This is a genomic window from Rhodopseudomonas palustris BisB18, from assembly GCF_000013745.1.
Lineage (GTDB): Bacteria > Pseudomonadota > Alphaproteobacteria > Rhizobiales > Xanthobacteraceae > Rhodopseudomonas_A > Rhodopseudomonas_A palustris_F.
In genome coordinates, this window is the sequence record NC_007925.1 from 2131397 (window position 1) to 2144405 (window position 13009).

Consider the following 13009-nt stretch of genomic DNA (forward strand, 5'->3'; position numbering starts at 1 on the left):
GGAGGGCGGGACATGCACATCGTTGACGGAGCACTCTCCATGCCGGTCCTGGTGGCCGGATCCGCGCTCGCCGTTGCGGGGATCGGCATCGGCGTCCGCCAGATGCCGATCGATAAGATTCCGGCAGCCGGCGTGCTGAGCGCGACGTTCTTCGTCGCCTCGTTGGTGCATGTCCCGATCGGACCATCGAGTGTCCACCTGATCGTCAACGGTCTGGCCGGGCTGGTGCTCGGCTGGGCTGCCTTTCCGGCGCTGTTCGTCGCGCTGTTGCTGCAGGCGGTGTTCTTCGGTTTCGGCGGCCTCACGGTGCTGGGGGTGAACACCGTCGATATCGCTCTGCCGGCGGTGATCGTCTACTACGTCTGCCGGCCCGGCATCGTCCACGCGCAGCCAGCGGTGGCGGCGATCTGGGGCGCGATCGGCGGCGCGCTGGCGATCGCTCTGACGACCGTCTGTGTCGGCATCGCGCTGGCTTTCTCCGGCGACGAGTTCGTGCCCGCCGCGAAGCTTGTCTTCATCGCTCATATCCCGGTCATGGCGATCGAGGCCGTGCTCACCGCGGCCGCCGTCTATCTCGTCCGCCGGGTCAAACCGGAGCTCTTCAACGCCTTCGCCGCGCCTGTGCTCAAGGGAGCGTGATGCCATGAACAAGACTATTGCTTCGTTGCTGCTTGCGCTGGTCGTCGCCGGCGGCGCCTCCGGTTCAGCCTTCGCACACAAGGTCGTCGCCGGTGCCTTCGCCAGTGGGGACCGGATCGAAGGTGAAATCGGCTTTTCCGACGGTTCGATGGCCAAGAACGTGGTGGTCGAGGTGCTCGCCGAAGACGGCAGCAAACTCGGCGAGGCCCGCACCGGTGAGGACGGCAGCTTCGTCTTCGTGCCGACCAAGCGGGTCGTCCACATCTTCCACGCCGATCTCAGCGGCGGCCACGTCGCCAACATCCGCCTGGATGTCTCCGATCTGCCCGCCAGCCTTGCTGCGGTCGCGGCTGATGGGGACGCGGCGGTGGCCGTGGCTCCGGTGCCGACGGGCGCAACGCCGTCCGCCGCCGCGCCGCCCGCCGGCGCTCCGGGGCCTTCTGCGATCAGCGACGCGCAGCGCGCCGCTTTCGCCGAGGCGGTGCGCAACGAGATCAAGCCGCTGCGGCGCGAGATCATCGCGCTGAAGGAGAAGAACGATCTGCAGTCGATCCTCGGCGGCCTCGGCTACATCGTGGGCCTGTTCGGCCTGTGGCTGTTCTTGGCCGCGCGACGTCAGAAGCCGCTGGCCGGTTGATGGTGCAACTCATGCCCGACGAGGTGGCCGGCGTTCTGGTGACCGCGGCGCCCCGTCGGAGCTTGCTCGGCGGTCTCGACGGACGCGTCCGCATCGTCGCGGTCTCCGGGTTCGCCGTCACCGTCGTGTCGCTGCAGAATTTGGCGCCGCTGCTGTTGGCCTTGAGCGGCGCCATGGGCATCATGCTGCTCGCGCAGCTTCCGATCGCCCGTACCCTTCGCCGCGTCGTGGCGATGGATTCCTTCATCGTATTCATGATCGCGATGCTGCCCTTTACGGTGCCGGGTGATCCGGTGTTCACCGTCCTCGGTTGGCCGGCGAGCCGGGAAGGCATCATCGAGGCGACGACGATCGCGCTCAAGGCCAATACCGTGGTTCTCGCCGCGATGGCGCTATTGTCCTCTCTCGACCCGGTGGCGTTCGGTCGGGCACTGGCGCGACTCGGGATGCCCGAACGTCTGGTCCATCTCATCATGTTCAATATCCGCTACATCGACGTGCTCGATCGGGAGCAGCAGCGGCTGCGCGTCGCGATGCGGGCGCGCGGTTTTCGGCCGGCGAATTCGCGCCATACCTATGTGAGTTACGGTTATTTGATCGGGATGATGCTGATCCGCGCGCTGGAGCGGTCGGAGCGAATCCTGCAGGCGATGAAGTGCCGGGGATTCTCCGGCCGGCTTTTCCTTGATACCGAGGAACGCGTCGGAACCATTGACATCGTCTTCGGTTCGCTGTTCACCGCATTTGTCGGCGGCCTGATCCTGTGGGAGATGATGATCCTTGCCACCTCTCATTGAAGTCAGCGGGATCGTCTTCGCCTATCCCGGGCAGTCCAGGGTTCTCGACGGCGTCGACCTGTCGCTGTATCCCGGCGAACGACTCTGTCTGGTCGGCCCCAACGGCGCCGGCAAAAGTACGCTGCTGCAAATTCTGGTCGGCCTCTTGGTGCCGAGCGCCGGAGCGGTGACGGCGTTCGGCCGCGCCCGACGGACCGAGCGCGACTTCCACGAAGTCCGCCAGCGCGCCGGCTTCGTGTTCCAGGACCCCGACGACCAGCTGTTCTGTCCGACCGTCGCCGAAGACGTCGCGTTCGGCCCGCTCAACCTCGGCAAGAGTCGCCAGGAGGTTGCGACGATCGTGAACGATACGCTCGAACGGCTCGACCTCAAGCATTTGCGCGATCGCGTCACCCACAAACTCTCCGGCGGCGAAAAGCGGCTGGTCACATTGGCTGCCGTATTGGCGATGCAGCCCGAGGTCCTGCTGCTCGACGAGCCGACCAACGCCCTCGACGAGCGCTTCTACAACCGGTTGATCGATATTCTGACCGGCCTTCCGCAGGCGATGATCGTGGTGTCACACGACCCACACTTTCGACACGCCATCGGCTCGCGCAGCGTCGGTCTCAAGGAGGGACGGCTATCGACGCTCGACGAGGCGTCTCGTGTCGATTCTCGGATCTTGCCGCGGCCGGTCTGACCGAAACCGCCGGGCGGGGATCGCGAGCTAGCAGCCAATAGTCCAAATAACCTTGCTGATCATGCGCGAGAGCGGTGCTTTTGATGAGAACGCGCCATCCGATCTCGTCATGCCCGAGTTGCATCGCAGCGGAAACGCCGCGCCGCGGCCACTAGCCGAACTCTCGATCCGGCCAACGGCAAATCCGATATCAATATGTGCATCGACGGAGTTCTTGCCGCGTCCGAGGCGTTGAAAGGGCCGAACAAGCGGGTGGAAAGGAAGAAGTTCGGCTCTCCCTCACGGCACCTCACGGCTGACCCTGACGCTGCGGCGGTGGTCGCCGCCGATGCGGCGATAGAGCGTGGTGCGGCTGATGCCGAGCCGGCGGGCGGCTTCGGAGAGGTTGCCGGCGCTGTTGTGCAGCGCGCGCTCGATCAGCGAATCCGAGGCCGCCCGCAGCGACGGCAAGCCCGCGCAGTTGTCCGGCCGCGCCCGCTGTGGTCGCCGCAGCTCGTCGACCAGATCCTCCGGCAGATGCTGCCAGCCGATCACCGTCTCGCCGGGGTCCAGCAGCGCCGAGGCGAAGCGCAGCACGTTGGCCAGCTCGCGCAAATTGCCGGGCCAGGAATACTCCGCCAGCGCCGCTACGACGCTCGGCTCGACCAGCAATCCGGCGCCGGGCTCGAAGCGCTCGAGCAGGCGGCTCATCAGAACGGGAAAGTCGCTACGCGTTCGCAGCGAGGGCAGCGTCAGGGTGATGCCGTTGAGGCGGTAGTAGAGATCGGCGCGAAACCGGCCATGCTCGACTTCGAGCTTCAAAGGCCGGTGGCTGGCGGCGATCAGCGCGAAATCGACCGTGGTCGGCTTGCCGCCGCCGAGCGGCACCACTTGGCGCTCCTGCAGCACGCGCAACAGCCGGCTCTGCAGCGACAGCGGCATGTCGCCGATTTCGTCGAGAAACAGCGTGCCGCCATCGGCCTCGCGGATCCGCCCCGGAGAGCCCTCGCGGCGGGCTCCGGTGAAGGCGCCGGGGGCATAGCCGAACAGCTCGGCTTCGATCAGATGCTCCGGCAGCGCCGCGCAATTGACCGCCACCATGGCTCGTTTCTGCCGCGGGCCGGAGGCGTGGATCGCGGCGGCCACCAGCTCCTTGCCGACCCCGGATTCGCCCTGCAGCAGTATCGGGATCGGCTTGCCCACCACCTTGCGGGCGCGCTCCAGGCATTGCCGCATCCGCTCGTCGCCGGTGTCCAGTTCGGCTAGCGCGTCGCGCGCCGGGGCTGTCCGGCGGGGCAGGGCGCTGGGCGCGAGCGATCGTCCCGGTTCGGCCCTGACGAACAGCCGCCGGCCAGAGCGCGTCTCGGCGTTGAGCACGGCTCCGGGGTGCCGCCGGGCCTGTTGCAGCAGCCCGTCCGAGGCCAACGCGAGTACGCCGTCGATGCCGACATGGCCGATCTCGATGTCCGCCAGCCCCAGCAGGTTGAGCGCGGTCCGATTGGCGCCGACGATGCGGCCGTCCTCATCGAGGGCCAGCAACCCATCGGCCAAGGTGCCGATGCCCTCGGCCTGCGGATGCAGTCGCAACCGCGTCGCCCCTTCGTGCCACAGCTCGAACACCCGGCTCTCGATCATGTGACTGGCGATCTGCACCAGCCCCAGCGTGTGCGGGTGGCGGGCGCTGTGGTGGCCGGAAATGTCGATCACGCCTAGCAGCTTGCCGTCGCTGCCCATCACCGGGGCGGCGGTGCAGGTGAGGAAGCGGTTGCAGTCGAGGAAGTGCTCGCTGCCGTGCACCGCCACCGGCGCCCGCTCGGCCAGCGCCGTACCGATGGCGTTGGTGCCGCGGTCCTGCTCGTGCCAGCAGGCGCCCGGCTGCAGCGCTACCCGCTCGGCCCGCTTGAGAAACTCCGCATCGCCGAGCGCTTCGATCAGCAGGCCCTGGTCGTCGGCCAGGATCACCATGCTGCCCGAGCCACTGACTTGGCTGTAAAGGTATTCGACAATAGGTCGGGCTTGGCGCAGCCATTCGCGCCGCTGTTCCAGCGCCTGTTTGAGCTGCGGCGGCGACACCGGGTCGGGCGTCGCCGGTCCGGCCAGCGGTTCGAGGCCGGACTTCAGACAGCGCTCCCAGGAGCGGCTGACGGTGGTGTTGAGCAGACCCGGCGGCGGGATTTCGCCCCGGTTCAGCAGACGTCGCGCATGGCGACCCGCGGCGTCTCCCGGATTCCGGGCGTCAGTCATCTCGTTGCCCTCCCATCGGGTGGGGCGTCCTGCCAAGGGCGGTCGCCTCCAAATTATTATCGATCAGTGTCACTACCGAGCTGCCGGCCCGGGTGCAAGTAGAACCATTGAACAACCGCGCGTTGTTCAGTTTCGCTACAGCCGTGGCGAAACGGTGCAGTGCCGCCGGCCGGCACGGCCGCGACGGTTTGCTGTGCGATCAAGAGGTTAGTTGCTTGGCACGCGACGTGCTGAGGACGCTGCGGCCGCCGGAAACAAGGCGGTACGGACCTACAGCTAATCATGTGGAGGGACACCATGAAGTACGCCGCTCCCGGCACCGCCGGAGCCCCAGTCGATTTCAAGTCGCGCTACGACAATTTCATCGGCGGCCGCTGGTCGGCGCCGGTGAACGGCCGCTATTTCGACAGCGTCACCCCGATCACCGGGCAAGCCTTTACCCAGGCTGCACGTTCGGATGAAGTTGATATCACGCTCGCGCTCGACGCCGCTCACGCCGCCGCCGATGCCTGGGGCCGCACCAGCGTCGCCGAACGCGCGCTGGTGCTGAACCGCATCGCCGACCGCATGGAAGAGAATCTCGAACGGCTCGCTTATGCGGAGTCCGTCGACAACGGCAAGCCGATCCGCGAGACGCTGGCCGCCGACATTCCGTTGGCGATCGATCATTTCCGTTACTTCGCCTCGTGCGTCCGCTCGCAAGAAGGCACGCTGGCGCAGCTCGACGAACACACCGTCGCCTATCACTTCCACGAGCCGCTCGGCGTGGTCGGCCAGATCATTCCGTGGAATTTCTCGATCCTGATGGCGGCGTGGAAATTGGCGCCGGCGTTGGCCTCCGGCAACTGCATCGTGCTGAAGCCCGCCGAGCAGACTCCGATCAGCATCCTGGTGCTGGTGGAGCTGATCGCCGATCTGCTGCCGCCGGGCGTGCTCAACGTGGTCAACGGCTTCGGCCTGGAGGCGGGCAAGCCGCTGGCGTCTTCGAACCGCATCTCCAAGATCGCTTTCACCGGCGAGACCAGCACCGGCCGGCTGATCATGCAATACGCCAGCGCCAATCTGATCCCGGTGTCGCTCGAGCTGGGCGGCAAGTCGCCGAACATCTTCTTCGACGACGTCGCCGCTTCGGACGACGCTTACTTCGACAAGGCGATCGAGGGCTTCGTGATGTTCGCGCTCAACCAGGGCGAGGTCTGCACCTGTCCGTCGCGCGCGCTGATTCAGGAGTCGCTGTACGACCGCTTCATCGATCGGGCGCTGGCGCGGGTGACGGCGATCCGTCAGGGCAATCCGCTCGACACCGAGACCATGATCGGAGCTCAAGCCTCCTCCGAGCAGATGGAGAAGATCCTGTCTTACTTCACCATCGGCCGCGACGAGGGCGCCAAGGTGCTGACCGGCGGCGCGCGCGCCGAGCTCGGCGGCGATCTCGCCGAGGGCTACTACGTCCAGCCGACCGTGCTGAAGGGGCACAACCGGATGCGGGTGTTCCAGGAAGAGATCTTCGGGCCGGTCGTCGCGGTCACCACCTTCAAGGATGAGGACGAGGCGCTGCATCTGGCCAACGACACCCATTATGGCCTCGGTGCCGGCGTCTGGACCCGCGATGGCAACCGGGCCTACCGCTTCGGCCGCGGCATCAAAGCGGGCCGGGTGTGGACCAACTGCTACCACCTCTATCCGGCGCATGCGGCGTTCGGCGGCTACAAGCAATCCGGGATCGGCCGTGAAAACCATCACATGATGCTAGACCATTATCAGCAGACCAAGAACCTGCTGGTCAGCTACAGCCCCGACGCGCTGGGCTTCTTCTAAGCCCCGCGTCTCTGCCGCTTCGTCCTTGAAACCTTCGTCCCCCTGCGCGCCTGCACGCCGCTACGGGGAACGGCCGGAGTCTGTCCGGTCGGCTAACCAGAAGAGAGATCATCCGATGACCGAGACCACCTTTTTCATTCCCTCGCTGAATATGATGGGCGCCGGCTGCCTCACCGGCGCCGTCTCCAGCGTGAGCCGCTACGGCTTCAAGCGGGCGCTGATCGTCACCGACCAGATGCTGTTCAAGCTCGGCATGGCCGACAAGCTCGCCTCACAGCTCGAGCAGCAGGGCATCGCCGCCTCGATCTTTCCGGGCGCGCAACCCAACCCCACCGTCGGCAATGTCGAGAGCGGTCTGGCTCAACTCCAGGCCGACGGCTGCGACTGCGTGATCTCGCTCGGTGGCGGGTCGTCGCACGACTGCGCCAAGGGCATCGCGCTCACCGCCACCAACGGCGGCAACATCCGCGATTACGAAGGCGTCGACCGCTCGGCCAAACCGCAGCTGCCGCTGATCGCCATCAACACCACCGCCGGCACCGCCAGCGAGATGACGCGGTTCTGTATCATCACGGACGAGAAGCGGCTGGTGAAGATGGCGATCGTCGATCGCAACGTCACGCCACTTCTCTCGGTCAACGACCCCGAACTGATGTTGGGCAAGCCGCAGATGCTGACCGCGGCCACCGGCATGGACGCACTGACTCATGCGATCGAGGCTTATGTCTCGGTCGCGGCGACGCCGATCACCGACGCCTGCGCGCTGAAGGCGATCGCGATCATCGCCAACAACCTGCGTACCGCGGTCGCCGAAGGCAGCAATCTGGCGGCACGCGAAGCCATGGCCTATGCCGGCTTCATGGCCGGCATGGCCTTCAACAATGCCTCGCTCGGCTACGTTCACGCCATGGCGCATCAATTGGGCGGCTTCTACGACCTGCCGCACGGGGTCTGCAATGCGGTGCTGCTGCCGCATGTCGAAGCCTTCAATGCGGAGGTCTCGGCCGCCCGCTTGCGCGACGTCGCCCACGCGCTCGGCGTGGACACCAACGGCATGAGCGACCAGCAGGGCGCGGAGGCTTGCATCCATGCGATCCAGCGGCTGTCGACCGACATCGGCATTCCGACCGGGCTCGCGCAGCTCGGGGTCAAGGAAGAAGACATTCCGACCCTGGCGGCCAACGCGTTGAAAGACGCCTGCGGCCTGACCAATCCGCGCCGCGCCAGCCAGGCCGACATCGAAGCCATCTTCCGCGTCGCCGCGTGAGCCGACGCGCTGTGAGCGAGTTCGAGGCACGCCACCCTCCGCCCGGTTGCCGAGCGGCAGGCTAGAGCAAAGGGGCGCAATCTTTCCAGATTGCGCCCCGGCGGTGGCGTGTGGAGTGCGACTGCGGTCGTCGAGGCGAGTTACCAAAGGCTCACTGATGCGGTCGAGCATTTCGGTTGGGATTGAATCATCCAACCAAAATGTGGTCGTCATTCCGGATTGCGAGTTCGAACAACGAGCAAGTCCGGAATCCATAACTCCCGCGGTGGTTATGATGGTGTGGACGGCCCCCTACGGCATCGCTTTGTGCCAGAATGAGGTTGTCGCAAACTCAAACATGGGAGCCGTCCATGGAGCAGATTATCCGCATTGGGATGGATACGTCGAAGCATTTTTTCCAGCTGCACGGGGTCGATGCCGCCGAGAAGCCGGTGCTGCGCAAGAAGCTGCGGCGCAAGGAGATGCTGGCGTTCTTCGCCAAGCTGCCGCCGACGCCGATCGGGATCGAGGCCTGCGGTGCGGCGCACTACCTGGCGCGGGAGCTGGGCAAACTCGGCCACGTGGTGAAGCTGTTGGCGCCGCAGCACGTCAAGCCTTACGTCAAGCGCAACAAGAACGACGGGCGCGACGCCGAGGCGTTGTGCGAGGCGATGAGCCGGCCGACGATGGAGTTCGTGCCGGTGAAGACCGCGGAGCAGCAGGCGGCGCTGATGCTGATGGGACTGCGGCAGCAGCTGATCGCAAGGCGTACCCAGCTGAGCAATGCGATTCGCGGTTATGCCGCGGAATTCGGCCTGATCTCGCCGAGAGGTCTCGACAAGATCGAGCCGCTGCTGTTGCGGATCGCGCAGGACGACACCGTGCCGACGCTGGCGCGCGAGCTGTTCGCGCTGCAGGGCCAGGACTACGCGCGACTGCAGAATGAGCTGAAGGTGATCGACGCCAAGCTGTTGGCCTGGCATCGCGCCGACGCCTGCAGCCGGCGGCTGGCGCAGATTCCCGGAGTAGGACCGATCGGCGCCAGTGCGCTGGTGATGAAAACGCCGGTGCCGCAGACCTTCGCCTCGGCCAGGGCCTTTGCGGCCTGGCTCGGCTTGACGCCGAAGGATCATTCCACCGCCGGCAAGCTTCGGCTCGGCACCATCACCCGCGCCGGCGATGAACTGCTACGCAGCCTGTTGGTGGCGGGAGCGACCGCGGTGATCCAGCAGGTGCGCCGTGGCCGCGGCCGGGCGTCGCCGTGGTTGCTGGCGCTGCTGGCGCGCAAGCCGCCCAAGCTCGCGGCGGTAGCGCTCGCCAACAAGATCGCCCGGATCGCCTGGAAGCTGATGCTGACCGGAGAAAATTACGACGGCGCGCGGATGCTGAACGCATCGCCGCACGCCGCCTGAGAGATCGGCCGGCAGGCATTCGCCCGCCGGCCGGGCCGGAGCTGCAAGAGGAGACAGATGGCGCGATCGATCGATCCGAGAGGCGAGACAGTCCGTGGAATCCATTGGCACGTAAAGGTCGTGACTATGTGTGGAGCTCGCGTCGCGGAAACCATCTTGGCCAGCGGTCCAAAGCGACCGCATCAACAGGCCGGACATATGGATGCAAGCGATCCGATCCGACATCAAAAACTCTTGTGGCTCGGGGGCCGTCCACATATGGATTCCGGGCTCACTCGCAGCTGAAGCTGCTCGTGCCCCGGAATGACGGCCTGAGACTCTTGAAGGTATCGATCCCAACTTGAAAAGTCTCTAGCCTTCGCTTTGCGGCCGGGCCGCGTCGATCATCTGAGGCAGCAAGAACGGCACGCCGTCCTCGGCGGTCCGCACCACGAGCGCGATGTCGAATACCCGCCGGATCAGCGAGTTCTCGATCACCTGGCTCGGTGCGCCGTCCGCGGCGAGCCGGCCCTGGTGCAAGACGACGATCCGGTCGGCGAAGCGGGCGGCGAGGTTGATGTCGTGCAGGATCGCGATCACGGTGGTGCCGTTGCGCGCGCAGCGGCGCGCGGTGCCGGCCAAATCGATCTGGTGACGCAGGTCGAGGCTTGAAGTCGGCTCGTCCAGCAGCAGCAGGCCGGGGCCGTGCTCGACCTCGCCGCAGCGCAGCTGCACCAGCACGCGGGCGAAATGCGCGCGCTGCTGCTCGCCGCCGGACAGCGTCGGAAGCTGGCGATCGCGAAACGCGTCGAGGCCGACCTCGTGCAAGGCGGCGTCCACTAGCGATTGGGACGTGCCGCGGCCGCGGTCGCCGGCTCCCATCCAGACCACTTCCTCGACCGTGAACGGGAAGCTGACATTGACGTGCTGCGACAGCATCGCGCGCCGCGATGCCAATTCGCGCGGCGCGTAGCTGTGGATCGCGCGCTGTTGCAGGCTCACCGCGCCGCGTGTCGGGCGCAGGTCGCCGGACAGCAGCCGCAGTAGCGTCGACTTGCCGGCGCCGTTCGGCCCGACGATGGCGATCAGTTCGCCTCGGTCGATGCGCAGGTCGATGCGGTCGAGCAGCGTCGCTCCACCGATCGCGAACGAGGCGGCCTCGGCGTCGAGAAATCCGCTCACAGTCCGATCAGCCCGCGCTGGCGCAACAACATCGCCAGGAAGAACGGCGCGCCGATCGCGGCGGTGAGGATGCCGATCGGCATTTCGGCCGGCGCCACCAGCGTGCGCGCCAGCGTGTCGGCGCCGACCAGCAGAACGGCGCCGAGCAAGGCGGAGGCCGGCAGCAACAGCCGATGCGAAGGACCGATCACCAGGCGCAACAGATGCGGCACGATGATGCCGATGAATCCGACCACGCCGCATATCGCCACCGCGACGCCGGTCATCGCGGAAATCAGCACGATCGACAACCGTTTCAACCGCTCGACGTCGACGCCGCTGTGAAACGCCTCGGATTCGCCCAGTACCAGCAGGTCGAGCCGTCGTGCGATCACGGCGCAGACCAACAGCGCGATCGCCAGCACCGGCGCGATCGTCGCGGTCTTGGCCCAGGTGGCGCCGCTGAGCGAGCCCAACATCCAGAATGTGATGTCGCGCAGCTGCCGATCGTCGGCGACATAGACCAGCACGCCGATGCCGGCATTGGCGATCGCGGCGATCGCCAGGCCCGCGAGTAGGAACATCGCGATCGAGGTGCGGCCTTGGCGGCTTGCGATCGAATACAGGATCATAGTGGTCGCCAGCGATCCGACGAAGGCGGCGATCGGCAGCAATTCGTTCTGCATGAACCGAAGCTGCGCGCCGAGCGCACTGTCGGTGATCACGATCGCGGTGGCCGCGGCAAACGCGCCGCCGCTCGACACGCCGACCAGGGCGGGGTCGGCCAGCGGATTGCGAAACAGGCCCTGCATCAGTGCGCCAGCCACCGCCAGCAAACTTCCGACCATCGCCGCGGCGACGATGCGCGGCACGCGGATCGACCACAGCACCAGTTGATCGCGCACCGCCAGCGTGTTGCCGGAGCCCGGTTCGGCGATTCCGAGTGCGGCGGGAAGCCGCGACAGCGGAATGCCGGCGGCACCGACGGTCAGCGCGATCAGCGCGGTTGCGAGCAGCGCCGCCAGCAGGGTGGATAAAATCAAGATCGCCGACGGCCGCAACGCGCGGGTGCTGCGCTCGCTGCGTTGCTCGTGGATCGCCTCCGCCACGGTCATTGGCGACAGTTCGCCGTCAACGCCGCGGATTGGAATTTCGCAGCTTCGTCCGCGAGCTCCGGATATAGTTTCGCCGCGACGTCACGGGCGGCAGCCGCGGTGCGCGGGCCGAAGCCCAGCAGATAGAGGCCCTCCATCGAGATGAAGGCCTTGTTCGCGGCCACCGGTGTCAGCGCGAAGGCGGGATGATGGTAGATCGCCTCGGCCTCGAGCGAATCCTTGCTGCGCTGGATCGACAGCACTACCTCCGGCCGCAACGCGACGATGGCTTCGTCGTTGATCAGCTTGTAGCCGTCATAGCCGTCGACCGCATTGATGCCGCCGGCCAGCTTGATGATCTCGTCGGCCGCGGTGTTGTGGCCGGCGGCCATCGCCTGGCCATTGACCAGCGCCATCACGAACATGACCCGCACCGGCTTCGTCACCCTGGCGCGCAGCTCGCGCAGTTTCGCCAGATCGCCGGACACCGCGGCGGTGAGGCAGGCGGCGCCGCGATCGGCGCCCATGGCGTGGCCGACCAGGCTGATCTTGTCGAGCAGGCCTTGCTCGGAGAAATCCTCCGGAACCACGACCAGCGGAATTCGTGCGGCTTCGATCACCTGCATGGTTTCCTTCGGGCCTGCGCCCTGCATGGCGAGGATCAGCGTCGGGTTCAACCCGATCACGCCTTCCGGGGACAGCTGCCGCAGATAGCCGACATTGGGCTTTTCTTGCAGCGCAGTCGGCGGATACAGGCTGGTGGAATCCACTCCCGCGATCCGGCCGTCAAGACCGAGCGCGAACAGAACCTCGGTGATCGAACCTCCGATGGCGATGATGCGCGAGGGATCTTCGATCTCCACATCGCGATCTCGCGCGTCGCGGACCACGACGCCGCCGGCGTGGACGGCCGCGAGGGGCGCGGCCACGCCGCAGATCATCGTCGCCACGAACGCGAAGTGGCGTCCCGCGGACCATGAAAACGGTTTGAAAGCGCGGCGGCTCATTTGGTCAGGATCAGCTTGTTTTGCGAGGTCAGCCGCAAGCGATAGGTCTCCTCGCCGTGTGCGATGAGGATCTCGCGATCGGAGCTGAAGAGCTGTCGGCTATCGAGACGATTGCCGCTGACGGTGATCGAGCGTCCGGCAACCGATGCCGCGCTTCCCGAAGTTGCAGGGTCGATGTCATCGTTTCCAGATCTGAAGATCATTGATTTCATTCGCCTTTGAGGATGGCAATTAGTAGCCTTATACGCCATCCGGGCCAGTTGCGGTTTACAATCGTTATAAAATGGTTTGTCGTCCGCTTGACGATGGCCGCG

The 13009-nt window shown here is 66.1% G+C and carries 12 protein-coding genes; 7 read left to right on the plus strand and 5 right to left on the minus strand.

The genetic code is table 11. The annotated features are described in order from the left end of the window. The first annotated feature begins 12 nt into the window (after positions 1–12). The 4 genes from cbiM to RPC_RS09840 are packed head-to-tail and all read left to right on the plus strand — an operon-like array spanning position 13 to position 2755. Positions 13–639 (plus strand): cobalt transporter CbiM, encoded by a 627-nt coding sequence (gene cbiM / locus RPC_RS09825; protein WP_011472420.1) that lies wholly within the window; start codon positions 13–15, stop codon positions 637–639. A 25-nt stretch (positions 640–664) separates the two neighbouring features. Continuing rightward, positions 665–1276, plus strand: a complete 612-nt coding sequence (locus tag RPC_RS09830) for a cobalt ABC transporter permease (protein WP_415914820.1) — start codon at positions 665–667, stop codon at positions 1274–1276. An 11-nt stretch (positions 1277–1287) separates the two neighbouring features. Then, positions 1288–2073, plus strand: coding sequence for a cobalt ECF transporter T component CbiQ (gene cbiQ / locus RPC_RS09835; protein WP_011472422.1), 786 nt, complete (start codon positions 1288–1290; stop codon positions 2071–2073). Further along, positions 2057–2755: an energy-coupling factor ABC transporter ATP-binding protein gene (locus RPC_RS09840; protein WP_011472423.1), complete on the plus strand. Its 699-nt coding sequence runs from the start codon at positions 2057–2059 to the stop codon at positions 2753–2755. Before cbiQ ends, RPC_RS09840 begins: the two co-directional genes overlap by 17 nt. Before the next feature lie 279 nt (positions 2756–3034). Here the strand turns inward: RPC_RS09840 and RPC_RS09845 are convergent, their stop codons facing one another. Beyond that, positions 3035–4978 carry a sigma-54-dependent Fis family transcriptional regulator gene (locus RPC_RS09845; RefSeq protein WP_011472424.1) on the minus strand — a complete coding sequence of 648 codons (1944 nt, stop codon included), beginning with the start codon at positions 4976–4978 and terminating at the stop codon, positions 3035–3037. Positions 4979–5275: 297 nt separating this feature from the next. Here RPC_RS09845 and adh point away from each other — a divergent pair, with 297 nt between their 5' ends. The 3 genes from adh (at position 5276) to RPC_RS09860 (ending at position 9454) form a co-directional block, all read left to right on the plus strand. After that, positions 5276–6796 carry an aldehyde dehydrogenase gene (adh, locus tag RPC_RS09850; protein ID WP_011472425.1) on the plus strand — a complete coding sequence of 507 codons (1521 nt, stop codon included), beginning with the start codon at positions 5276–5278 and terminating at the stop codon, positions 6794–6796. Between the two features lie 115 nt (positions 6797–6911). Next, positions 6912–8063: an L-threonine dehydrogenase gene (gene yiaY / locus RPC_RS09855; protein WP_011472426.1), complete on the plus strand. Its 1152-nt coding sequence runs from the start codon at positions 6912–6914 to the stop codon at positions 8061–8063. Between the two features lie 350 nt (positions 8064–8413). Beyond that, a complete protein-coding gene (locus RPC_RS09860; protein WP_011471442.1) occupies positions 8414–9454 on the plus strand; it encodes an IS110 family transposase in 1041 nt (346 codons plus the stop codon). 351 nt (positions 9455–9805) lie between these two features. On the opposite strand, the gene RPC_RS09865 is transcribed toward RPC_RS09860, so the two are convergent. The 4 genes from RPC_RS09865 to hemP form a co-directional block, all read right to left on the minus strand. Further along, entirely contained in the window at positions 9806–10615 is an 810-nt protein-coding gene (locus tag RPC_RS09865; RefSeq protein WP_011472427.1) for a heme ABC transporter ATP-binding protein, read from the minus strand. Next, entirely contained in the window at positions 10612–11709 is a 1098-nt protein-coding gene (locus tag RPC_RS09870; protein ID WP_011472428.1) for a FecCD family ABC transporter permease, read from the minus strand. Before RPC_RS09870 ends, RPC_RS09865 begins: the two co-directional genes overlap by 4 nt. Next, positions 11706–12629, minus strand: a complete 924-nt coding sequence (locus RPC_RS09875) for a heme/hemin ABC transporter substrate-binding protein (RefSeq protein ID WP_041802665.1) — start codon at positions 12627–12629, stop codon at positions 11706–11708. The genes RPC_RS09870 and RPC_RS09875 overlap by 4 nt, the downstream gene beginning before the upstream one ends. A gap of 62 nt (positions 12630–12691) precedes the next feature. Further along, the gene (gene hemP / locus RPC_RS09880) at positions 12692–12898 is read right to left on the minus strand and encodes a hemin uptake protein HemP (RefSeq protein ID WP_157043169.1); all 207 of its coding nucleotides are present in this window, start codon (positions 12896–12898) and stop codon (positions 12692–12694) included. Positions 12899–13009 lie beyond the last annotated feature (111 nt).

Excerpts from the sequence above, each read along its gene's own strand:
- hemP (WP_157043169.1), bottom strand. The coding sequence starts at position 12,898 with ATGATCTTCAGATCTGGAAACGATGACATCGACCCTGCAACTTCGGGA.
- RPC_RS09870 (WP_011472428.1), bottom strand. The coding sequence starts at position 11,709 with ATGACCGTGGCGGAGGCGATCCACGAGCAACGCAGCGAGCGCAGCACC.
- cbiM (WP_011472420.1), top strand. The coding sequence starts at position 13 with ATGCACATCGTTGACGGAGCACTCTCCATGCCGGTCCTGGTGGCCGGA.
- RPC_RS09860 (WP_011471442.1), top strand. The coding sequence starts at position 8,414 with ATGGAGCAGATTATCCGCATTGGGATGGATACGTCGAAGCATTTTTTC.
- adh (WP_011472425.1), top strand. The coding sequence starts at position 5,276 with ATGAAGTACGCCGCTCCCGGCACCGCCGGAGCCCCAGTCGATTTCAAG.
- cbiQ (WP_011472422.1), top strand. The coding sequence starts at position 1,288 with ATGCCCGACGAGGTGGCCGGCGTTCTGGTGACCGCGGCGCCCCGTCGG.
- RPC_RS09845 (WP_011472424.1), bottom strand. The coding sequence starts at position 4,978 with ATGACTGACGCCCGGAATCCGGGAGACGCCGCGGGTCGCCATGCGCGA.
- yiaY (WP_011472426.1), top strand. The coding sequence starts at position 6,912 with ATGACCGAGACCACCTTTTTCATTCCCTCGCTGAATATGATGGGCGCC.
- RPC_RS09875 (WP_041802665.1), bottom strand. The coding sequence starts at position 12,629 with ATGATCTGCGGCGTGGCCGCGCCCCTCGCGGCCGTCCACGCCGGCGGC.